The organism is Klebsiella sp. GG_Kp175 (assembly GCF_040062325.1).
Lineage (GTDB): Bacteria > Pseudomonadota > Gammaproteobacteria > Enterobacterales > Enterobacteriaceae > Klebsiella > Klebsiella quasipneumoniae.
Genome location: NZ_JBEAFX010000015.1, coordinates 21110 through 43012, shown reverse-complemented (window position 1 = coordinate 43012; position 21903 = coordinate 21110). Strand labels below are relative to the sequence as shown.

19 protein-coding genes are annotated in these 21903 nt (G+C 61.7%); 15 read left to right on the top strand and 4 right to left on the bottom strand.

The genetic code is table 11. The features are described 5' to 3' along the window. Positions 1-23: 23 nt before the first annotated feature. Positions 24-2231, bottom strand: coding sequence for a ferrichrome porin FhuA (fhuA, locus tag ABLU73_RS20040; RefSeq protein ID WP_032455575.1), 2208 nt, complete (start codon positions 2229-2231; stop codon positions 24-26). A 234-nt stretch (positions 2232-2465) separates the two neighbouring features. Then, positions 2466-5021 (bottom strand): bifunctional glycosyl transferase/transpeptidase, encoded by a 2556-nt coding sequence (gene mrcB, locus ABLU73_RS20035; RefSeq protein ID WP_200927565.1) that lies wholly within the window; start codon positions 5019-5021, stop codon positions 2466-2468. 587 nt (positions 5022-5608) lie between these two features. Here mrcB and gspS point away from each other — a divergent pair. Continuing rightward, on the top strand, positions 5609-5983 hold the full coding sequence (gene gspS, locus ABLU73_RS20030; protein ID WP_200927566.1) for a type II secretion system pilot lipoprotein GspS: 375 nt from the start codon (positions 5609-5611) through the stop codon (positions 5981-5983). Positions 5984-6022: 39 nt separating this feature from the next. Here the strand turns inward: gspS and gspB are convergent, their stop codons facing one another. Continuing rightward, a complete protein-coding gene (gene gspB, locus ABLU73_RS20025; RefSeq protein WP_264923611.1) occupies positions 6023-6580 on the bottom strand; it encodes a type II secretion system assembly factor GspB in 558 nt (185 codons plus the stop codon). A gap of 60 nt (positions 6581-6640) precedes the next feature. Then, positions 6641-9931, bottom strand: coding sequence for a pullulanase-type alpha-1,6-glucosidase (gene pulA, locus ABLU73_RS20020; RefSeq protein ID WP_049093663.1), 3291 nt, complete (start codon positions 9929-9931; stop codon positions 6641-6643). Between the two features lie 184 nt (positions 9932-10115). Here pulA and ABLU73_RS20015 point away from each other — a divergent pair, with 184 nt between their 5' ends. The 14 genes from ABLU73_RS20015 to ABLU73_RS19950 are packed head-to-tail and all read left to right on the top strand — an operon-like array spanning position 10116 to position 21859. Next, the gene (locus tag ABLU73_RS20015; RefSeq protein WP_032426032.1) at positions 10116-10253 is read left to right on the top strand and encodes a hypothetical protein; all 138 of its coding nucleotides are present in this window, start codon (positions 10116-10118) and stop codon (positions 10251-10253) included. Next, complete coding sequence (gene gspC / locus ABLU73_RS20010; protein WP_264923612.1) at positions 10238-11080, top strand: type II secretion system protein GspC; 843 nt, start codon at positions 10238-10240, stop codon at positions 11078-11080. Before ABLU73_RS20015 ends, gspC begins: the two co-directional genes overlap by 16 nt. Positions 11081-11089: 9 nt before the next feature. Further along, on the top strand, positions 11090-13063 hold the full coding sequence (gene pulD / locus ABLU73_RS20005) for a GspD family T2SS secretin variant PulD (protein ID WP_264923645.1): 1974 nt from the start codon (positions 11090-11092) through the stop codon (positions 13061-13063). After that, positions 13060-14553 carry a type II secretion system ATPase GspE gene (gene gspE / locus ABLU73_RS20000; protein WP_264923613.1) on the top strand — a complete coding sequence of 498 codons (1494 nt, stop codon included), beginning with the start codon at positions 13060-13062 and terminating at the stop codon, positions 14551-14553. Before pulD ends, gspE begins: the two co-directional genes overlap by 4 nt. A 1-nt stretch (position 14554) precedes the next feature. Beyond that, the gene (gene gspF, locus ABLU73_RS19995) at positions 14555-15769 is read left to right on the top strand and encodes a type II secretion system inner membrane protein GspF (RefSeq protein WP_053810750.1); all 1215 of its coding nucleotides are present in this window, start codon (positions 14555-14557) and stop codon (positions 15767-15769) included. 20 nt (positions 15770-15789) lie between these two features. Next, the gene (gene gspG, locus ABLU73_RS19990) at positions 15790-16212 is read left to right on the top strand and encodes a type II secretion system major pseudopilin GspG (RefSeq protein ID WP_004204417.1); all 423 of its coding nucleotides are present in this window, start codon (positions 15790-15792) and stop codon (positions 16210-16212) included. Next, entirely contained in the window at positions 16212-16727 is a 516-nt protein-coding gene (gene gspH, locus ABLU73_RS19985; protein ID WP_004204416.1) for a type II secretion system minor pseudopilin GspH, read from the top strand. The genes gspG and gspH overlap by 1 nt, the downstream gene beginning before the upstream one ends. Continuing rightward, positions 16724-17089 (top strand): type II secretion system minor pseudopilin GspI, encoded by a 366-nt coding sequence (gspI, locus tag ABLU73_RS19980; protein ID WP_004204415.1) that lies wholly within the window; start codon positions 16724-16726, stop codon positions 17087-17089. The genes gspH and gspI overlap by 4 nt, the downstream gene beginning before the upstream one ends. Continuing rightward, entirely contained in the window at positions 17086-17682 is a 597-nt protein-coding gene (gene gspJ, locus ABLU73_RS19975; protein WP_114506277.1) for a type II secretion system minor pseudopilin GspJ, read from the top strand. The genes gspI and gspJ overlap by 4 nt, the downstream gene beginning before the upstream one ends. Next, complete coding sequence (gene gspK, locus ABLU73_RS19970) at positions 17679-18659, top strand: type II secretion system minor pseudopilin GspK (RefSeq protein ID WP_077259420.1); 981 nt, start codon at positions 17679-17681, stop codon at positions 18657-18659. The genes gspJ and gspK overlap by 4 nt, the downstream gene beginning before the upstream one ends. Continuing rightward, complete coding sequence (gene gspL / locus ABLU73_RS19965; RefSeq protein ID WP_264923614.1) at positions 18652-19848, top strand: type II secretion system protein GspL; 1197 nt, start codon at positions 18652-18654, stop codon at positions 19846-19848. Before gspK ends, gspL begins: the two co-directional genes overlap by 8 nt. After that, entirely contained in the window at positions 19841-20326 is a 486-nt protein-coding gene (locus ABLU73_RS19960; RefSeq protein WP_004204409.1) for a type II secretion system protein M, read from the top strand. Before gspL ends, ABLU73_RS19960 begins: the two co-directional genes overlap by 8 nt. After that, the gene (locus tag ABLU73_RS19955) at positions 20316-21044 is read left to right on the top strand and encodes a type II secretion system protein N (RefSeq protein WP_048323012.1); all 729 of its coding nucleotides are present in this window, start codon (positions 20316-20318) and stop codon (positions 21042-21044) included. Before ABLU73_RS19960 ends, ABLU73_RS19955 begins: the two co-directional genes overlap by 11 nt. Before the next feature lie 14 nt (positions 21045-21058). Continuing rightward, positions 21059-21859, top strand: a complete 801-nt coding sequence (locus ABLU73_RS19950; RefSeq protein WP_023319753.1) for an A24 family peptidase — start codon at positions 21059-21061, stop codon at positions 21857-21859. The last annotated feature ends 44 nt before the right edge of the window (positions 21860-21903 follow it).

Below are 21903 nucleotides of genomic sequence, written 5' to 3'. Positions count from 1 at the left end.
CGGCGAACCGCGCCCGTAGGTGGTTAGAAACGGAAGGTGGCGGTGGCGACGACCTGACGTCCGGCCCCCCAGTAGCAAGCGTATTCGCTGTAGCAACTGGAGACATATTCGCGGTCGAACAGGTTGTTGACGTTGACGCCAACCGACGATCCCGGCAGGCCAAAGCGCGCCAGATCGTATTTCACCGTCGCATCCATCAGCGCATAACCGGCCACACTAAAGGAATCATTTTTCTTACCGGTGCTGGTGTCATTTTTGTAGTAGCTGACCGTTGAACCGATATAGCGCGCCCCGGCCCCAATCGTCAGACCGCTGAGCGCGGTTTCGTGGAAGGTATAATCCGCCCACAGGGAGGCCATATTACGCGGCACTTCCGCCGGACGTTTGCCGTTGAACACCGTATCGTGAGTGTATTCCGCATCGGTATAGCTGTAGGCTGCGGTCAGGTTGATATTGGCGTTAACTGCCGCTTTCGCCTCCAGCTCAAGGCCGCGGGAGCGGATCTCGCCGGTCTGGATGCTGAACGCCTGGTTAGCCGGATCCGCCGTCAGGTTCTTGTCTTTGGTCAGCTGATAGACCGCCGCGGTGACCACCACCGGCATATCTTTCGGCACATATTTCACGCCGGCTTCATACTGCTTACCGCGCGACGGATCGAACGGCTTGCCGCTGCTGCTGGAGCCCGATACCGGTTCAAACGATTCGCTGTAGCTGAAGTACGGAGAGATACCGTTATCGAACAGGTAGTTGATGCCGCCGCGCCAGCTGAACTGCTGGTCGTGGTTCTCCGCCAGGCTGTTGGTGGCACGGGTTAACGTTGAGGTCGTGGCGTAATCGTAACGCCCGCCCAGGGTCATCACCCATTTATCCCACTCCATCTGATCCTGCGCGTACAGGCCAGTCTGCTCCATCCGGTTGAGCACCGCGTACGGGAAGGTGACCTGAATATTCGGGTTGCCGTACTGGGGATTGTTCATGCTGATGGGATCCGCCGTCCCGTAGTCGGCATCCACATCGTTACGCATCCGCGAGTAGTCCACGCCGGTCAGCAGGGTATGGCTAACCGCGCCGGTGGCGAAATCAGACTGCAGCTGAGTATCGACGGTGAAGGTGTTCAGGTGCTCGTCGGAGCGCACATAGGCGCGATTCATGTAGCCCGGCGCGACATAGCCGTTGCCGTACACCGAACGATAGAGCGTATGCACATCGGCATAGCGCAGGTTCTGCCGCACGGTAAAGGTGTCATCGAACTGATGGGAGAAGCTGTAGCCCACCATCTTCTGGCGGCGGGAGATTTTATTATCCGCCTCGCCTTCGTTGAAATCGGTCGGCAGCTTGTGCGCCTTACCGTTGGCGTCGTAATACGGCACCACGGTGCCTTCGCGCGGCAGCCAGCCGTAGTAGCCCGCATCCGGATCATTCTGGAAGTTGCTCAGGAAGGTGAAGTCGGTTTTATCGTCAGGACGCCAGCTAAAGGAGGGCGCCACCGCGTAGCGGGTCGATTTCGCCATCTGCTGCTGGGCATCCTGGCTGCGGCCCAGACCGGTCAGGCGGTAGGACCAGACGCCGGCATCATCAATGGCGTCGCTGAAGTCAAACCCGGTCTGCCACAGATTGTCGGTGCCCATCTTAAACTGTACTTCTTTCAGCGGCTCGGTGGTCGGGCGTTTGCTGACCATGCTGACGATACCGCCCGGGTTGCTGTTGCCGTACAGCACCGAAGTTGGCCCGCGCATCACTTCCACGCGCTCCAGGAAGTAAGGATCCATGGAGACTTCAGAGTAGTTATTCCCCTGCAGCTTCATGCCGTCCAGATACTGGTTGGTGTTGACGGTCGTCGAGGTGGTGAAGCCGCGAATGGTGACCACGTCATAAGTGGTCGAACTGCCGCGGGTGGAGAAGACGCTTGGCGTATAGGAGAGCGCCTCTTTTACCGTCGTCGGCTGGCGCATCTCCATCTCCTGGCGCGTCACCACCGACACAGACTGCGGCGTTTTTTCAATCGGGGTATCGGTTTTCGTCGCCGTGGCGGAGCGTTTCGCCGCGATGGTCGGCGCCGGTCCCCAGGCGCTTTCCTGGGCGGCCGGGGCGGCAACGACGGTGATGGTTTCTTCTTGCTTCGGTTGTTCTGCTGCCTGTGCGTAGACAGACATGCCGCTAACCGCCGTGGCTACTACAGCTGCGACTTTACGCAGCGAGTGGTTTGGCTGAGCAGTTTTTGGACGCGCCATGGGTATATCTCTGATGAAAGTGAATGATAACGTAAACGAGAATTATTATTATGACGGGCGATATAATAGGCGAAACGTTGAAGGCAAGGCAAGCGATATGCCTGTCGCTGCGGGTTGAAGGCTGAATTAATAACCAGATAGTTATTATGGAGTTAAAGAGCCGTTAACTTTTTTACAGGCATAAAAAAACCCCTTAATACTTTCGTCTTAAGGGGTCTGGTCTTAGGGCTTAAATCAGTTACTGCCGAACATATCCTTGATCCAGCCCGCGACGCCGTCACTCTTCTCCTGCTGCTTCGGCGGCTGCTGTTGCTGCTGCTGTTGCTGCTGAGGCTGCTGCTGCCCGGACTGATTGAACGGGTTGTTCGCTTCCTGCTGCTGCAACTGCTGCTGCTGCATCATCTCGCCCTGGCGGCACAGCGCATCCGGCTGCGTCGTCCACACCGGCAGCGAACGCATCCCGCCGCTGCAGACGAAGTTGCCGTTGCTGTCCACGCCCATGTCGACCACATCTTCCGGCGGCGTCAGCACCAGCGGCGTTGGCGTCTGGTTCGCCAGATAACGCTGATAAATCGACATCGCACCGCTGGCACCGTACAGTTTGGTTGGCTGGTTATTGTCGCGACCCACCCAGGTGATGGTCACCTGGCTACCGTCGATCCCGGCAAACCAGGTATCGACGTTATTGTTGGTGGTCCCGGTTTTCCCCGCCAGATGGAGGCCCGGATACTTCGCCCCCAGCTGACGCCCCGTCCCGCGCTGCACTACCTGCTGCATGGTCCACAGCGTCATATAGGCCGCCTGGGCAGGCACCGCGCGCTCCGCCTGCGGGTAGCTCTGATACAGCACCGTGCCATCTTCCGCAATCACTGACCGCAGGGCGGAGAGTGGTGCACGGTTGCCGCCGCTGGCGATGGTCTGGAAGGCCTGGGCCACTTCAATCGGCGTCAGGTTCAGCGCGCCAAGCAGCATCGCCGGCACGGCGTTGAGCTGATTCTTCGGCGCCCCCAGTTTGGTCCAGGTATCGACCACCGCCGGCAAGCCCAGCGCCATCCCGAGGTTAACCGTCGGCACGTTCATCGAACGAGTCAGGGCATCTACCAGCATCACCTGGCCGCTGAAGCGACGATCGTCGTTCTGCGGCGACCAGGTCTGGCCATTGGACAGGCGAATGGTCACTGGCGCATCGGCGATCCACGTATTCAGGCGATACTGATTCGGCTGGCTCAGCGCGGTCAGATAGGTCGCCGGCTTGGCCAGAGAACCAATCGACCGGCGGGCCTGCATCGCGCGGTTGTAGCCGGCGAACTGCGGCTCCGCGCCGCCGACCATCGCCCGCACTTCACCGGTAAAGCGGTCCACCACCACCATGGCGGTTTCCAGATCTGCCAGCTTGCGCTGTTTCTTCAGTACCGGGATCCCTTCAGTAGCCGCTTTTTCCGCGGCATCCTGCGCCACCGAGTCGAAGGTAGTGAAGATCTTCACGCCGGAGAGATCTTTTACTTTATCGCCCAGCTTCGCCTGCAGCTCCTGACGCACCATCTGCATGAACGCCGGCTGTGGTGAAATGACCCCGCCGCGCGGCTGCACGCCCAGCGGACGCGCGCTCAGCATGTCGTACAGCTCCTGGTCGATGACCTGCTGCTGCTGCAGCAGACGCAGCACCAGATTGCGTCGCTCAAGGGCCAGCTTCGGGTTGCGCCACGGGTTATACACCGAGGCCCCTTTCACCATCCCCACCAGCAGCGCCTGCTGGTCGAGGCTCAGCTCTTCCACCGGACGGCCAAAGTAGTACAGGCTGGCCAGCGGGAAGCCGCGAATTTCGTTATCGCCGCTCTGACCGAGGTACACCTCGTTCATGTACAGCTCAAGGATGCGATCCTTGCTGTAGCGGGCGTCGACGATCAGCGCCATGTACGCTTCGTTGGCTTTACGCCAGTAGGAGCGCTCGCTGGAGAGGAACAGGTTTTTCACCAACTGCTGGGTCAGGGTACTTGCCCCTTGCACCGTCCGGCCTGCCGTCAGGTTCGCCAGCACCGCACGGCCGATGGAATAGAGGCTGATGCCATCGTGCTCGTAGAAGTGGCGGTCTTCGGTCGCCAGCAGTGTATCCACCAGCAGGTCAGGGAAGCCGCTGCGCTTCACGAACAGACGCTGCTCGCCGTTCGGCGACTGCAGCATGGTAATAAGCCGCGGATCGAGGCGGAAGAAACCGAACTGGCGGTTGTTATCCATATTCTCGATGGTTTCCAGATGGTCGCCGTCGAAGGTCAGACGCGCGCGCACCTGCCCTTCTTTACTGTCCGGGAAATCGAACGGACGGCGGATCATCTCGATGCTGTTGGCCTGCACCGTATATTCGCCGGGACGCGTCATCGCGCTAACCTGACGATACTGGGTGGCGTTCAGCAGACGCACCATCTCGTTTTTGCTGATCTGCATGTCCGGCTCAAGGTTCACCATCCGTCCATAGACCGCAGCCGGCAGCTCCCAAACTTTACCGTCGATGCGGCTGCGGATTTTCTGGTCGAGGTAGACGCCATAGGCGGCAATCAGCACCGCGAAGACAATCCCCAGCTTGACCAGCAGCCACAGCCAGCTGCGCTTACGACGAGGCTTGCCACCTTTGCCTTTGGCTTTTCTCGGCACCGGTTTCTCATCCTCATAATCATCGTCATCATACTCGTCGTCGTAGTCCTCTTCCCGGACCCGGCGACGGGTGACTTTCTGTTTTGTCGGACGTGAGGGTCTTCCCTTACGTCCGATAGGCTCGCGGTCATCTCCCGCCATGCTTTTTCTCCGCAACGTTCAGGCGCAAAGGCCTGATTCTCAATACTTCCTCCGTTCAGAGGAAGAAGAAATCTCTCAAATTAACGTTCAGGCTGCTCATCCTCAGGACGACAACCTGCTGGCGGGCAGAACGCGCCGCCCACCTTTCAAAGGGTTGCTTTGCTTCGCTTCACATGATACTAACAATAGAAATTCACCATAAAATCAATGTGTTAAACGCATCACTGGCAGAATAAGTCAGAACATAGCACGTAATGTTCAGGGCATACAGGATAGCACTAAAATGCGACATTCTTAACCAGCATTTTACCTCGTGCTTACGTAACAAGATGGGAAAGAGTATGTTTTTTAATAACATAAAAAATGACGCTCGCCCTGATGCCAAATGCGGCGGCATCGCCTCAGACTGAAAATATATTTCCTGGACGACAGCATTTATTATTGAGAGAAGTAAAGGGGATGAATCGAGTTTCTGCCAATAAAAATGAGAGGCTGTTAACATTTATGTAGAATAATATTTTATGATGACACCAGGGAAATATTTGTTAAACTAGCGGCCAGTGATTCATTATTTTGATTACTCTACTATGCGCATTCCACTTATATTCCCGCTTTGCGTGGTGGCCTTACTCTCTGGCTGCCAACAGAAACCCGCCTCAACGCTCAGTCCGGCCATCAGTAGCCAGGCACAGCTCGAGCAGCTCTCGTCCGTGGCGGCAGGAACGCGCTATCTCAAGAATAAATGTAATCGTAGCGATCTGCCCGCCGATGAAGCTATTTATCGCGCGGCGGTGAATGTCGGCAAAGCGCGCGGCTGGGGAAATATTGATCCGGCAACGTTAAGCCAAAATAGCGACCGGCTTTACCAACAGCTTTTACAGGACAGCACCCCGGAAGCCGCGCAGTGCAGTCAATTTAATCGCCAGCTTGCTCCTTTTATTGCCAGCCTGCGCGGCGACTAAGCAAAATATCTTCAACGCGCATTGAATTGCGCGTGCCCCTTATTCGCCTTTCGGCTCCTCGTCAATTTTCCCGCCGGGCCAGTCCTCCAGCGCCGCGAGGGTAAAGGTCGTGCCGTTGAAGCTAAAGATCGTCACATCCTGCTGGATCTGCTCCACCACCAGATTGGGCAGCGGGGAGTCGCCCTCCGTCCACGCTTTGCCATTTAACACAATGCTGCGCTTTTCCGCTAACGAGGCGTAGACATGCGCGCTATAGCGCAGAGGCGGCAGCGTATCGCTGTCCACCACCGGCGCGGCGGGCGCACTGGGTTTTGTCGCCGGCGGCGGCGTCTTTGGCGCGGCCTCTCCGGCAGCGGTTAACGGCAGAAGCGCCGCATGCGCCACCGGCAAGGGCAGCGTTTGCGGCGGTGCCGGGTGACGCCACTGCTCGCCGCCAAACCAGCCGAGCGCGATAAATAATCCGGCGTACAGCGGGATAATCCAGCCAGGGATCTGCACCATCCGGCCGCGGACCACCGGCGCGTCCGCCAGTGCGGTGGGCGGCTGATGCGCCACCAGCGGGGGGATCCCTCTTTCACTGTCATCACGAACAATCACAACGGTCTCCTGTTCCCTCACGATAACGAGAAGGCGCCCTTACGGGCGCCCCACGTCACCTTATTTACTGCTCACCGGCAGGCCGGCGCCCTGCGATTCGCCCTGCGGCAATTCGAGGACGGCAACCGACCAGGCCGGCAGCGTGACCGAGCCGTCAGCGGCAACCTGCACGCCGCTGGCCAGCGACCGGTCGCCCGCCGCCTGCTGAATAGCGCTCAGCTGGAGCGATGTGCCGGCGAAATCCTGCAGCGTCCGGCTTTCCGGGGCAGCGTTGATCGCTACCACGATGCCGTCGACGCGGCTGTCCAGGCTGGCGCCAGCCTGCATCCCGTCATCGATGGTCATCACCAGCAGACCAGTCTGCTGATCGGCGCCGGTATTGCGGAAGTCCACGCGCTGCATCACCGTCGCGCCGTCGCCGAGGGTAAACAGCGGCGACGATTTACGCAGCGCGGTCAGCTCCTGATAAAACGCGGTCATCTGCTTGAGCTCGGCTTCGCCCGGGGTGGCCACCCAGTCCTTCACGCGGGCGATGATGTCATAGTTGCTGCCATCATCGCTGCTGCGCGGCATACCGACGTTGTAGTTGTTGTCCTGCAGGGAGTAGTCCACGCGGTTAAACCAGTCGCCGGAATCATACGAGTCGCGGGTAAAGGATTTAGAGCGCAGCAGCTCTGAGCCCTGCTGGTCAAAGGCGATCCCCTGGCCGAGCATCACCGTCGCCAGCGACACCGCCTGCATCCGGACGCGGGTATCGAGATCTGCCTCCTGAGCGGCTTTATAGCTGATCATGTCCCACAGCGTCTGGTTATCGTGTTTTGACACATAGTTCACGACTTCCGTCGGATCAGCCGCGTAGCCGCCTGGCGCGCCGTTATAGTCAATCTCGCTGCCTCTCTTCACCGCGCCGTCTTTGTCGATCAGCACGAAGTCCGCAAGGTTACCGGCCATGCCGAGACGGGTCAGATCGGCGAGGTGACGCGCCTGATCGTCGGTCAGGGTGGTCAGCTCATTCGGCAGAACGCCGGCCCCGCTGCCCACGCCCTGGTTCTGGCGCAATGCATCACCGGAGTCGAACGGCCCGCCGCCGCGCACGGCGTCGCGCAGACGATCGGAGAACGTGCCGATCCCGGTGCCTTTGAGATTGATTTGCGAGGCAATTTCAAAGCGATCGCTCTGGTTGGAATCCCAGCCTTCGCCAAAGAAGTAGATATCCGGGTTCAGCGCTTTAATGCGTTCCCAGGCCGAGAGGATCTGCGCTTTCGGGTGGTAGCCCATCAGGTCGAAGCGGAAGCCATCGATCTTATAATCGGTGGTCCATACCGCCAGTGAATCGGCGATAAGCTTGGCGAACATCCGGTGCTCTGGCGCCGAGTCGGAGCAACAGGTAGCCGATTCCACGCTGCCGGTAGTTTCGTTCAGACGCTGATAGTACCAGGGGACGATCTTATCCAGTACCGAAGTGCGGTCGGTCGGGCCGGCGGCGTTGGTGTGGTTGTACACCACGTCCATAATGACGTTCATTCCCAGATCCTGCTTGATCGCCTGAATCATGGTGCGGAACTCTTTAATGCGCGCCGTGCCTTCCGGATCGGTGGCGTAGGATCCTTCCGGTACCGTGTAGTGGAACGGATCGTAGCCCCAGTTATAGGAGTCGGTCTGCGCCACCAGCGTATTCAACGCCTGCACCTGCGGGTTATCCTTGCTGTCGTTCTGCTTCAGCTGAGTCAGCACCTCTTCAACCGTCGAACCGCTGTCGCAATAGCCCGCGAACTCGCTGCTCTTCACCGCGCTGTTGACCTCGCACAGGCGACTGAACGGCTGCTGAATATCGGCGACTTTGTCGCTGAACTCATTGACCGTCGCCAGATCGAAGACCGGCAACAGCTCAATATGGGTCACGCCCGAGGCCGACAGCTGTTTCAGATGCTGGACCATATTGCTCTCCTGGGCGGTGAGCGCCAGATACTTACCGCGCAGCTCCGCAGGAACGGTTTGATCCCAGGCGGAGAGATCGCGAATATGCGATTCGTGGATCGTCATTTTCGCCAGGTCGGCTTTGGTTTTCTGCGCGTGCGGCATCGTCAGCCCGTCCCAGCCTTCCGGCTTCAGCGCGCTGTCGTTCAGATCGACCACCTGGCTGTACTCCGAGTTGGTCGACAAACTGTGGGCGTAGGGATCGGTCACTTCGTACTGCTCGACTTTACGCGACTGCGGGTGGTAGACCGTCATCGCGTAGCGGTAGAACGCGCCTTTCAGGTCGCTCCCGCCCTGCCAGGACCAGGCGCCGGAGGCGCTGTCGCGGGTCATCGGGTGACTGGCTATCACTTTCTTGTCCGCGCTATAGATCACCAGCTCGACCTGCTGCGCCGTGGGCGCCCAGACGCGGAAGGTCACGCCGCTATCGGTTAGCTGGGCGCCATAGCTCAGCGCCTCGGCGGCGGCGGCATAGGTATCGTCCAGTACGCCGGCGGTCTGCACCTGTGTGGCGGAGCTCAGGATCCCGTCGCTTTCGGCGGATATCGCCACCGTCTCGCCCTGCAGCAATTCATCGACGTTGACGTCATCCGGCAGCTTAAAGGCAGGATAACTGGCGAGATGCGGGAAGCGCATGCTCACCTGCTGGCTGACGGTGGTGGGGGTCAGCTTGACATATTTATCGGTAAATTCGCCGTTACTGTCGGCAGCCACCTTACTGCTGTGGCTGTAATAGAGGCGCACAATGGGTTTATTTTCCCCGCCCGGCCACAGCAGAGTGGTCTTATCGACCCAGTGCGCATCGGCCAGCGCCACGCCAAAGGCGGCGCGGAAGGCGTCGGCGCGGGAGTCATAGACCGCGCTGTTGCCGGCGATGACCGATACTGTCCGATCGGTGAAATCGCTGAAAGAGACGCGCAGGTCGCTATCGATAAGCTTATTGGTGCCATCGCGGACGATAACGTTGATACATCCGCTCTCTTTGGTCAACGGGATCACCCAGTAAGGGCCATATTTATCGCTGCCGGTCGGCGTGGTGCTGACATCATTCCAGTCCGCCACCGGCGCGCTCAGCGCATCGCAGGTTTCATTATTCCAAAGATAGAGGTTTTTGCTGGCATAGTCGGCCGGCGTGCTGCTGGTGATGCCGGCGATATCGACGAGATGAATGACAGCCTGGTTGGCAGAGGCCTGTACCGCTTCGCCAGGGACGGCAACGTCCGGTAAACGGACGACGACATCCTGCGGGTCGGGCGTGCCGGGATTACCTGGGTCGCCAGGTGAGCCAGAGGAAGAGGAGGAAGAGCTGTTATCACAGCCACTCAATAATACTAACGATCCAATAAATAGGGCATGACAGGTATATCTGAGCATTCGATAGTCCCTAATATGCTTATTAAATTATAAAAGGTAAGAAAGGATGAATATCTTTACAGCGCGCTAATTAGATATTTTTGCTTTCCCAGGCGCAATCATCCCCCACAAATGAGAGGGGGGCGTAGGAAGCCGGGGGAGTAAATGAATAAAGGGAATGACGACCGCAAACCGCAAACTGATTATGATTCGCCACGCTTATCGCCACTCTCCGGCAATAATTCATTCAAAAGCCAATAATCACCTACCTGTTTCGGTAGGGTATTACGCCAGCGTGCAGAAAAATAAATTAGCAAAGGAATTAAAATGCCAGTTTCTGTGATGGGGTTAACAAATATAAATAAAGGGATAATTAAATTATTACCCCAAATTGTGACGCTCATCATATTAATAACCGCCATTCCGCAGCTGGCGAAATTAACCTGGTGGGTGGTATTCCCTGTGAGTCCTGAGGATATTTCCGCCCTACCGTTAACCATGCCTCCGGCGGCAGATCCGGAATTAAAAAATGTGCGGCCCGCATTTACCCTGTTTGGCCTGGCGGCTAAAAACCCCCCCGCGCCAGCGGTGGCCACCAGCCTCAATCAGGTGCCGGTTTCCAGCCTGAAGCTACGCCTGGCCGGGCTGCTAGCCAGCAGCAACCCGGCCCGATCCATCGCGATTATTGAAAAGGGAAATCAGCAGGTTAGCCTTAGCGTCGGCGATACCACCCCGGGGTACGATGCGCAGATCGCTGCCATCCTGCCAGACCGGATCATCGTCAACTATCAGGGGCGCCAGGAGGCCATTTTATTATTTAACGATACCCGCGCGCCGTCGTCATCGCCCGCCGCCGCGCCCCGTCCGCCCCTGATGAAGCGACTCCGCGAGCAGCCGCAAAATATCCTCACGTATTTAACGATTTCGCCGGTACTCAGCGGCGACAAACTGCAGGGCTATCGACTTAATCCTGGCAAAGACCCCTCGCTGTTTCGCCAGGCCGGCCTACAGGCAAATGATTTGGCGATTGCCTTAAATGGCATCGATTTACGCGATCAGGAACAAGCGCAACAGGCGCTGCAGAATTTGGCCGACATGACCGAAATAACGCTAACCGTTGAGCGGGAAGGCCAACGACACGATATTGCTTTCGCCCTGGGGGATGAATAATTGCCAACCATGAAACGCCTGCGAAAAATGCTACCTGCGCTGCTGATATTAACCCCGCTGCTATTTCCCCCGGCCGCCGCGGAGGAATTTTCCGCCAGTTTTAAAGGCACCGATATCCAGGAATTTATCAATACCGTCAGCAAAAACCTGAATAAAACGGTGATTATCGATCCCAGCGTACGCGGCACTATCACCGTGCGCAGTTACGATATGCTCAATGAAGAGCAATATTATCAATTCTTCCTCAGCGTGCTGGATGTATATGGCTTCGCCGTGATTAATATGAATAACGGCGTGCTGAAGGTGGTCCGCGCTAAAGACGCCAAGACCTCGGCCGTTCCGGTCGCCAGCGAGGCCGCGCCGGGCGAAGGCGATGAGGTCGTCACCCGGGTGGTGCCCCTGACCAACGTCGCCGCCCGCGATCTCGCGCCGCTGCTCCGCCAGCTGAATGATAACGCTGGCGCCGGCAGCGTGGTCCATTATGAACCCTCCAACGTCCTGCTGATGACCGGCCGCGCGGCGGTGATCAAACGCCTGCTGACTATTGTCGAACGCGTCGACAACGCCGGGGATCGCAGCGTGGTGACCGTGCCTCTCTCCTGGGCCTCCGCCGCGGAGGTGGTCAAACTGGTTACCGAACTCAATAAAGACACCAGCAAATCGGCGCTGCCGGGATCGATGGTGGCGAACGTGGTGGCCGATGAGCGTACCAACGCGGTGCTGGTGAGCGGCGAGCCAAACTCGCGCCAACGCATTATCGCCATGATCAAACAGCTCGACCGCCAGCAGGCGGTGCAGGGCAACACCAAAGTGATCTACCTGAAGTACGCCAAAGCCGCCGATCTGGTGGAGGTCCTGACCGGGATCAGCAGCTCGTTGCAGAACGATAAGCAAAGCGCCAAACCGGTGGCCGCGATCGATAAAAATATCATTATCAAAGCCCACGGCCAGACCAACGCCCTGATCGTCACCGCCGCGCCGGACGTGATGAACGATCTGGAGCGAGTGATCGCCCAGCTGGATATCCGCCGCCCGCAGGTGCTGGTGGAGGCGATTATCGCCGAAGTGCAGGATGCCGACGGCCTCAATCTCGGTATCCAGTGGGCCAATAAAAACGCCGGCATGACCCAGTTCACCAACAGCGGTTTGCCGATATCCAGCGTTATCGCCGGCGCCAACCAGTACAACAAAGACGGCACCATCAGCAGCTCGCTGGCCAGCGCCCTCGGCTCGTTTAACGGTATCGCCGCCGGTTTCTATCAGGGGAACTGGGCGATGCTGCTGACCGCCCTCTCCAGCAGTACCAAGAACGATATTCTGGCCACCCCCAGCATCGTCACCCTCGACAATATGCAAGCCACCTTCAACGTCGGCCAGGAAGTCCCGGTGTTAACCGGCTCGCAAACCACCTCCGGCGACAACATCTTTAATACCGTCGAGCGCAAAACCGTGGGCATTAAGCTGAAGGTGAAGCCGCAGATTAACGAAGGCGATGCCGTGCTGCTGGAGATTGAGCAGGAAGTATCGAGCGTCGCCGATTCGGCCTCCAGCACCAGCAGCGATCTCGGAGCGACCTTTAATACCCGGACGGTGAATAACGCCGTGCTGGTCGGCAGCGGCGAAACGGTGGTGGTTGGCGGGCTGCTGGATAAAAGCGTCACCGATACCGCCGACAAAGTGCCGCTGCTCGGCGACATCCCGGTGATCGGCGCGCTGTTCCGCTCCGACAGCAAGAAAGTGTCGAAGCGCAACCTAATGCTGTTTATCCGCCCGACCATTATTCGCGACCGCGATGAGTACCGCCAGGCCTCTTCCGGCCAGTACACCGCCTTCAACGATGCGCAAACCAAACAGCGGGGCAAAGAGAGCAGCGAAGCATCGCTCAGCAACGATCTGTTGCACATCTACCCGCAGCAGGAGACCCAGGCCTTCCGCCAGGTCAGCGCCGCCATTGACGCTTTTAACCTCGGAGGCCGCCTATGACGCCAGCCGCCGAACGCCGTCCGCTGCTGCCCTTCGCCTGGGCCCGCGCGCACCATCTGGTGCTGCTGAGCGACGGCGAACGCTGCGAAGCGCTGTGCCGCGCGGACACCGCCGCCCGGGCGCTGCTGGAAGCGCGCCGCCTGGCGGACGGGCCGATGAGCGTCAGCCGTCTGGCGCCGGACGCGTTCGAGAAAGCGCTGGTGCTCAGCTATCAGCGCGACTCGGCGGAAGCGCACCGGATGATGGCCGACATCGGCAATGAGCTTGACCTCTATACCCTCGCCGAAGAGCTGCCGGATACCGACGATCTGCTCGACAGCGAGGACGATGCACCGATTATCCGTCTGATCAACGCCATGCTCACCGAGGCTATCAAAGAGAAAGCCTCCGATATCCATATCGAAACCTATGAGCGCCATCTGCAGATCCGCTTTCGCGTCGACGGCGTGCTGCGGGAAATTCTCCGCCCGCAGCGGCGGCTGGCCGCGCTGTTAATTTCGCGTATCAAGGTGATGGCGAGCCTGGACATTGCGGAAAAACGGGTTCCCCAGGATGGCCGTATGGCGCTGCGCATCGGCGGGCGGGCGATAGACGTGCGCGTCTCCACCCTGCCCTCCAGCCATGGGGAACGCGTGGTGCTGCGCCTGCTGGATAAAAACAGCGTCAACCTGGATCTGCTGACGCTGGGCATGCCCCCCGCCCTGCTCGACCAGGTCGACGCGCTGATCGCCCGGCCACACGGCATCATTCTGGTCACCGGGCCGACCGGATCCGGGAAAAGCACGACGCTCTACGCCGCTCTCAGCCGCCTCGACGCCCGGGAGCGCAACATCATGACCATTGAAGATCCGGTGGAATATGAGCTGGAGGGCATCGGCCAGACCCAGGTCAACGCCAAAGTCGAGATGACCTTCGCCCGCGGCCTGCGAGCCATCCTGCGCCAGGATCCGGACGTGGTGCTGGTGGGCGAAATCCGCGATGGCGAAACCGCCCAGATCGCCGTTCAGGCCTCGCTGACCGGACACCTGGTGCTGTCGACCCTGCACACCAACAGCGCGCTGGGCGCTATTTCCCGTCTGCAGGATATGGGCGTGGAGCCTTTTTTACTCTCCACGTCGCTGCTGGCGGTGATGTCGCAGCGGCTGGTGCGCCAACTGTGCCCGCACTGCCGTCAGCCCACGCAGGCGGATGCTGACGCCGCCCGGCAGATGGCGGTCCCGACCGGCACGCCGCTGTGGCGGCCAAAAGGCTGCGCCCGGTGTAATTTCACCGGCTATCGCGGACGCACCGGCATTCACGAGCTGCTGCCGATCGACGACCGCGTCCGCGCTGCCATCCACCGCGGCGAAAATGAGATCACCCTGATCCAGCAGCTGGGGCCGGCCTGGCAGACCCTGCGCCATGCCGGGCGCGATAAAGCGCTGGCGGGGATCACCAGCTGGGAGGAGGTGATGCGGGTCACCGAACAGCAAACGGCGGACAGCGTCTGAGATGGCCCTGTTTCGCTATCAGGCGCTGGACGCGCAGGGCAAAACCCGCCGTGGCGTTCAACAGGCCGACTCCGCCCGCCACGCCCGCCAGCTGCTGCGGGACAAAGGCTGGCTGGCGCTGGAAGTGGCCGCCGCCGACCCGGCGAGCCGGCTGTGGCGCGGCGGGCTCCTTACCCGGCGCACCAGCGCCGGTGATTTAGCCCTGCTCACTCGCCAGCTGGCCACCCTGGTCGCCGCCGGCATTCCGCTGGAGAAAGCGCTCGATGCCGTCGCCCAGCAGTGCGAAAAGGCGCCGCTGAGAACGTTAATGGCCGGGGTGCGGAGCAAAGTGCTCGAAGGCCATTCGCTGGCGGAGGCGATGCGCGGCTATCCCGCCTGCTTCGACGGCCTGTTCTGCGCCATGGTGGCGGCTGGCGAAACCTCCGGCCATCTCGACGGCGTGCTGAATCGGCTGGCGGACTATACCGAGCAGCGCCAGCAGCTTCGCGCCCGCCTGCTGCAGGCGATGATCTACCCCATCGTGCTGACGCTGGTCGCCATCAGCGTGATCGCCATTCTGCTCTCCACCGTGGTGCCGAAAGTCGTCGAGCAGTTTGTCCATCTTAAACAGGCCCTGCCCTTCTCTACCCGGCTGCTGATGAGCCTGAGCGACATGGTGCGCAGCGCGGGCCCCTGGCTGGTGCTGCTGTCGTTACTGGCGCTGTTGGGGCTGCGCTATCTGCTGCGCCAGCCTGCCCGGCGGCTCGCCTGGGACCGGGCGCTGCTGCGCCTGCCGGTCATCGGCCGCGTGACGCGCAGCGTCAACAGCGCGCGCTACGCCCGCACCTTAAGCATTCTCAACGCCAGCGCGGTGCCGCTGCTGCTGTCGATGCGCATCAGCGCGGGCGTTCTCAGCAATACCTGGGCGCGCAGCCAGCTGGAGACCGCCAGCGAGTCGGTGCGCGAAGGCGTCAGCCTGCATCGCGCGCTGGAGGCCACGGCGCTGTTTCCGCCGATGATGCGCTACATGATCGCCAGCGGCGAACAGAGCGGTGAGCTGACCGCCATGCTGGAGCGCGCGGCGGAGAACCAGGACCGGGAACTGAGCGCGCAGATCCAGATGTCCCTCAGCCTGTTTGAACCCCTGCTGGTGGTCACCATGGCCGGCATGGTGCTGTTTATCGTGCTGGCCATCCTGCAGCCGATCCTGCAACTGAATACCCTTATGAGTATGTGACTGTATTAATGGAGAAAACTATGCAACGGCAACGCGGCTTCACGTTACTGGAAATTATGGTGGTGATCGTCATTCTCGGTATCCTCGCCAGCCTGGTGGTACCTAACCTGATGGGCAACAAGGAGAAAGCGGACCGCCAGAAGGTGGTCAGCGATCTGGTGGCGCTCGAGGGGGCGCTGGACATGTATAAGCTGGACAACAGCCGCTACCCGAATACCGAACAGGGTCTGCAAGCGCTGGTGACCGCCCCGGCCGTCGAGCCGCATGCCCGCAACTACCCGGAAGGCGGCTATATCCGCCGCCTGCCGCAGGACCCATGGGGAAATGAGTATCAGCTGTTAAGCCCCGGTCAGCATGGCGCCATCGACGTCTTCAGCGTCGGCCCGGACGGGATGCCCGACACCAATGACGACATCGGCAACTGGACCCTCGGGAAGAAATAGTGTCTCAGCGCGGTTTCACCCTCCTGGAAATGATGCTGGTCCTGCTGTTGATCGGCGTCAGCGCCAGCATGGTGCTGCTGGCGTTTCCCTCCGCCCGCACCCAGGAGGCCACGCAGATCCTGGCGCGCTTTCAGGCGCAGCTGGATTTTGTCCGCGAGCGCGGGCAGCAAACCGGCCAGCTCTTCGGGATCGTTATCCACCCTGACCGCTGGCAGTTTATGCGCCTGCAGCCTGCCGACGAAGGCGCCCCGGCGGCGGCTGACGACCGCTGGGGCAACGCGCAGTGGCTGCCGCTGCAGGCCGGGCGCGCCACCACGGCGGAAACCCTCCCGCGGGCCAGGCTGACGCTGCGCTTTCCCAACGGCCAGGCGTGGACGCCGGGCGAGCAGCCCGACGTGATCATCTTTCCCGGCGGCGAAGTCACCCCGTTTCAGCTGCGGATTGACGCCGCGACGGGCATCAACATCGACGCCCAGGGCGACAGTCAGCCGCTGGCGGCGCGGGAGCAGCCATGAAACGCGAGAGCGGAATGACGCTTATCGAAGTGATGGTCGCGCTGGTGATTTTCGCCCTCGCCGGCCTGGCGGTGATGCAATCCACCCTGCAGCAGACGCGGCAGCTCGGGCGTATGGAAGAGAAAATCCTCGCCAGCTGGCTGGCGGATAATCAGCTGGTGCAGCTGCGGCTGGAGAAACGCTGGCCTGCCCTCAGCTGGTCTGAAACCACCGTGGAGGCCGCCGGGACGCGCTGGTTCGTCCGCTGGCAGGGGGTGGAAACCGCGCTGCCGCAGCTGCGGGCGCTGGACGTGGAGGTCCGGCGGCAAAAAAGCGATCCCGCGCCGCTGGCGACTCTGCGCACCTGGGTGACGCCGCCATGATAACGAAAATGCGCGGTTTCACCCTGATTGAAACGCTGCTGGCGCTGGCTATCCTCGCCGTCCTCAGCGCCGCCGCCGTGATGGTGCTGCAGAACGTCATCCGCGCCGATGGCCTCACCCGCGAGAAGAGCCAGCAGATCGCCGCCCTCCAGCGCGCTTTTCGCCAGATAGCCGACGATGTCACGCACATCATTCCCCGTCGCGCCAGAAACAGCGACACGCTTTTCTTTGCCGGACGTTTTCAGTTGCAGAGCGATGACTGGGGGCTGGCCTTCAGCCGCAGCGGCTGGTCGAATCCGCTGGGGATCCTCCCGCGCTCGGAGATCCAGAACGTCAGCTACCGCCTGCGCCAGCAGCAGCTTGAACGGCTGAGCTTCGATCAGCAGGATCCGCTGACCGGCAGCCAGCCGACGGTCCGGGTGCTGCTGCGCGGGGTGACGGCGTTTCGCCTGCGGTTTTATGCCGACGGGCGCTGGCAGGAGACCTGGGACCGCCCTCAGACGCTGCCGCAGGGGCTGGAGATCACCCTGATCCTGGCGAACAGCGGGGAGATAACCCGCCTGTTTTTACTTACCCCGGGGGGCGGCCAGTGAAAAATCGGCAACGCGGCGTCGCGCTCCTGATGGTGCTGTTCATCCTCGCCCTGATGATGATCCTCGCCAGCGCCATGACCGAACGCACCTCGGTCATGTATCAACACACCGCCGTGACCCTCGATAATCTGCAGGCCAGATGGTACGCCCTGGCGGCGGAAAACATGGCCGCCGCGCTGCTGCAACGCGACGCGCTGGACTCGCCCAGTCAAACGAACCTGGCGCAAACCTGGGCGCAGGAGGGACGCCGCTTTACCCTCGACGAGGGCGAAATCCTCGCCACGATCCGCGACGGGCACGCCTGCTTTAACCTCAATGCCATCAACCATCGCGCGGATGAGACCAGCGGCGAAACGCCCTACCCGACCGACGTCTTCGTCCGGCTGCTGGCGCTGCTCGGCGAATCGCCGCTGCGCGCCAGCCAGATCGCCGCCGCCCTCGGCGACTGGACGGACAGCGACGGCCAGCCGCGACTGAACGGGGCGGAGGACGAGGTTTATATGGCACAAACCCCGGGCTATCTCGCCGCCAACCAGCCGATGCAGGATGTCAGCGAGCTGCGCCTGCTGGCCGGTATGGACGCCGCGCTCTATCAGCGCCTGCTCCCCTTCGTCTGCGTCCAGCCGGATGACGCGCTGCAGGTCAATGTCAACACCCTGCGGCCCTCACAGGCCGCCCTGCTGGTGGCCCTCTTTCCCGGCGATCTGACGCTGCAGGAGGCGCAACAGCTGTTGCACAACCGCCCGCGAACCGGATGGAGCAGCGTCGCCGCGTTTCTCGCGCAGCCTACGCTGCAGAAAACCGATACCACGCTCGCCCGCCCCTGGCTGACGGTGCGCAGCACACGCTTTATCGCCGCCTTCACCGTGGTGACCGGCAACCTTCGCTTTCAGCTGCACAGCGTCCTGCAACAGGAGGGGCGCGCCTTTACCGTCGTCCAGCGGCGATACGGACTTTCTATGGTGGTTGATGAATAAGTTTAACGCTTCCCCCCAGGCCATGCTGATCGTGCGCTTCGCCCCCGGGCAGGCGCCGCTGCACTGGCAACTCTTCGCCCCCGGCGATCCGCATCACGAAGCCAGCGGCCGGTGGCCGGCTGACGACGCCAGCCCTTTCCCGGCGCTGGCGGCGCATTACCCGGCCTGGGTGCTGATCCCGGCCAGCGACTGCGCGTTTCACCCCCTCAGCCTGCCGGCGGGCCTGCGTAAACCGCCGCTGCAGGTGGCCCCGTTCCTGTTGGAAGAGCAGCTGGCCGACGATGTGGAAGCCACCCATTTTGCCCTGCTCCACCGCCAGCAGGCCCAGTGCGAGATCGTCGCCGTGCAGCGGCAAAAAATGCGCGACTGGCTGGCGCGCTGCGAGTCGCTCTCCCTACGGCCCCTGGCGTTGACGCCCGATGTGCTGGCCCTGCCCTGGCAACCGCCGGCGTGGAGCGCGGTCCAGGTGGACGAGCAGTGGCTGATCCGCCACCAGCCATGGAGCGGCATGGCGGCGGAAAGTTCCTGGCTGGCGGAGCTGCTGCAGGGCGAGGCGGAAGAGCACGTCATCGACAGCTATTCGCCGCCGCCCGCGGCGCCGGGAGCGTGGCGCGCGCAGCCTGCGCAGACGCTGCTCTCCCTCGCCGCAAATCATCCGGCGGCGCAGAAGCTCAGCCTGCTGCAGGGAGAGTTTGCCATCCGCCGTCGGCAGCCTGCGCAGGGGAGCTGGCGTCCGGCTCGGTATGCCGCGCTGGCCCTGGCGCTGCTGGCGGCGGTGAATAGCGTTCTGGATCATCGCGATCTGGCGCGCCAGGCCGAGGCGGCCCAGCAGGCCAGCCGGGCCTACTATCATCGCTGGTTTCCTACGGAGAAAAAGGTGATTAACCCGCGACTGCAGATGCAGCAGCATCTGCAAACCCTCGCCCGTCAGGCGCAGCATGCCCCCCTCGTCGACCGCCTCAGCGCGTTGCAGAACATCATCAGCGACACGCCGGGGATCCGCCTGCGGGCGCTGAGCTGGGATGCCGCGGCCAACCGTCTGCAGCTGGATATCGCCGCGGCCTCTTCCCGGGCGCTGGAGCAGTTCACCCAGCGGGCGCAGCCGCGGTTTCGCGTCCGGCCAGGCGACATGAGCACGAAACCGGATGGCATTGAAGGACAACTGACGCTGGAGGAAAACGATGGCTAATCTGTTTATCTGGTGGCGGCAGCGCACGCCGTCGGAGCAGCGCCTGCTGCTCGGACTCGCGGGGCTGCTGGTGGTGTGCGCCCTCTGGTACGGGCTGTGGCAGCCCTGGCGAGCCCGCGAGGCGCAGTGGCGGCAAACCCTGGTGAAAGAACAGGCCAGCCTGCGCTGGATGACGCAGCAGGGGCCGCGCCTGCAGCAGCTCAGCCAGCAGCCCGCGCCGGCGGCAAAAGAGGCGCTCACCGCGCTGGTGATGCGCGAGGCGGCGAGCCACGGGCTGGAAGTCGTTCGTCTGCAGCCGCAGGGAAAACGTCTTCAGGTCACCCTTCAGCCCTGCGCCTTTCAGGCGCTGATGGACTGGCTGGACGCCCCGGCGATGCGCGGCGTCAACGCGGTCTCGCTATCCGTAACCGCACAGCCGTCGCGGCCGGGCTGGGTCACGGTCAACCATCTGCTGCTGGAGCGCGACGATGAAAGCTAACGGGTTCGCGGTTGGGCTACTGCTGGCGCTCTATCTGCTGTGGTTGACCGCCACCGCCCCGGCGCGCCTGTTAGTCCCGATGCTGCCGCCCGAGGTACAGGTGGCCAACCTCAGCGGCAGCATCTGGCGCGGCGCGGCGCAGTCGGTCTCCTGGCGCGGCGAACGACTTGAGCGGCTGACGTGGTCGCTTACCCCGGCTGGCTGGCAGATCGCGCTCAGCGATCCCCGCGGCGTGGAGGGTCAGGCCCGGCTGTGGGGCATCCGCGATCTGCGCCTGCAGGAGGGGCGGCTCAGCGCCCCCGCCAGCCTGCTCGGTCGCTGGCTAACGCCGACCATGCCCGTCAGCGCCGAAGGAGAGGTTACTTTCAGCCTGGCCGAAGCGCACTTCAGCGAGGGGCGCTGTCGGCAAATCACCGCCGGACGCGCGCTGTGGCGTCAGGCCAGGCTGCACTCTCCGGTCGGTAGCCTGGAGTTAGCCCAGGTCAGTGGCACCTTAAGCTGTACGGCGACCGGCGCCGTGGCGCTGGCCATCCGCCAGGATTCTCATCAGCTGAGCCTCAGCGGCGAGGGCACCCTGTCGCCCGATGGCCGCTATCTGTTTCACGGTACGCTACAGCCCCGGCAGGGGATACCGCCCCTGCTGGCGCTGCTGGTCACCCGCCCGATGGCCAAAAACGACCCGGGCCCGACGCCGTGGCAGCTGCAGGGAAAATGGTGATTAAAGGAGCAAAAATGACGACATTAGCCGCATTATCGCTGCATTTCCCTCTTATCTGGTATGGCTTTCTGCTGCTGTTCGGCCTGGCGCTGGGCAGCTTTTACAACGTGGTGATCTACCGTCTGCCGCGCATGCTGGCCCAGACCGCGGACGACGAGCCGCTAACCCTCAGCACGCCGGGCTCATCTTGTCCGCAGTGTCGCCAGCCGATAGCCTGGCGGGACAATATCCCGCTGCTCAGCTTCCTCTGGCTAGGCCGTCGCGCCCGCTGCTGTCAGGCGCGCATCTCGTGGAGCTATCCGCTGACCGAGCTGACCACCGGCCTGCTGTTTATCCTCGCCGGGGCGCTGCTCGCACCGGGACTGGCGCTGGCGGGCGGCCTGGTGCTGCTCTCCTTTCTGCTGATACTGGCGCGGATTGATGCCCGGACCCAGCTGCTGCCCGACCGCCTGACCCTGCCCCTGCTGTGGGCCGGACTGCTGTTCAATCTTAACGAGGTGTACATTGCGCTGCCGGACGCGGTCGCCGGGGCGATGGCTGGTTATCTGGCGCTGTGGTCGGTCTATTGGCTGTTCCGCCTGCTGACCGGCAAAGAGGCTCTGGGCTATGGCGATTTTAAGCTGCTGGCGGCGCTGGGCGCCTGGTGCGGCTGGCAGGCTCTGCCGCAGGTGCTGTTGTTCGCCTCGGCCAGCGGGCTGACGTGGACCCTGCTGCAGCGCCTGTGGACCCGGCAGTCGCTGCAGCAGCCGCTGGCCTTCGGCCCCTGGCTGGCGCTGGCGGGAGGGGGCGTTTTTCTCTGGCAGCAGATGGTCTAGCGTGAGTGGTTCGACTGGCCGGGCAGAATGCCGCCCGGCGCCTG

Coding starts and splice junctions, on each gene's coding strand:
- gspS (WP_200927566.1), top strand. CDS start 5,609: ATGCGCATTCCACTTATATTCCCGCTTTGCGTGGTGGCCTTACTCTCT.
- gspI (WP_004204415.1), top strand. CDS start 16,724: ATGAAACGCGAGAGCGGAATGACGCTTATCGAAGTGATGGTCGCGCTG.
- gspC (WP_264923612.1), top strand. CDS start 10,238: ATGCCAGTTTCTGTGATGGGGTTAACAAATATAAATAAAGGGATAATT.
- gspJ (WP_114506277.1), top strand. CDS start 17,086: ATGATAACGAAAATGCGCGGTTTCACCCTGATTGAAACGCTGCTGGCG.
- pulA (WP_049093663.1), bottom strand. CDS start 9,931: ATGCTCAGATATACCTGTCATGCCCTATTTATTGGATCGTTAGTATTA.
- mrcB (WP_200927565.1), bottom strand. CDS start 5,021: ATGGCGGGAGATGACCGCGAGCCTATCGGACGTAAGGGAAGACCCTCA.
- ABLU73_RS19950 (WP_023319753.1), top strand. CDS start 21,059: ATGACGACATTAGCCGCATTATCGCTGCATTTCCCTCTTATCTGGTAT.
- gspL (WP_264923614.1), top strand. CDS start 18,652: ATGAATAAGTTTAACGCTTCCCCCCAGGCCATGCTGATCGTGCGCTTC.
- gspE (WP_264923613.1), top strand. CDS start 13,060: ATGACGCCAGCCGCCGAACGCCGTCCGCTGCTGCCCTTCGCCTGGGCC.
- gspF (WP_053810750.1), top strand. CDS start 14,555: ATGGCCCTGTTTCGCTATCAGGCGCTGGACGCGCAGGGCAAAACCCGC.
- pulD (WP_264923645.1), top strand. CDS start 11,090: ATGAAACGCCTGCGAAAAATGCTACCTGCGCTGCTGATATTAACCCCG.
- ABLU73_RS19960 (WP_004204409.1), top strand. CDS start 19,841: ATGGCTAATCTGTTTATCTGGTGGCGGCAGCGCACGCCGTCGGAGCAG.
- fhuA (WP_032455575.1), bottom strand. CDS start 2,231: ATGGCGCGTCCAAAAACTGCTCAGCCAAACCACTCGCTGCGTAAAGTC.
- ABLU73_RS19955 (WP_048323012.1), top strand. CDS start 20,316: ATGAAAGCTAACGGGTTCGCGGTTGGGCTACTGCTGGCGCTCTATCTG.
- ABLU73_RS20015 (WP_032426032.1), top strand. CDS start 10,116: ATGATTCGCCACGCTTATCGCCACTCTCCGGCAATAATTCATTCAAAA.
- gspG (WP_004204417.1), top strand. CDS start 15,790: ATGCAACGGCAACGCGGCTTCACGTTACTGGAAATTATGGTGGTGATC.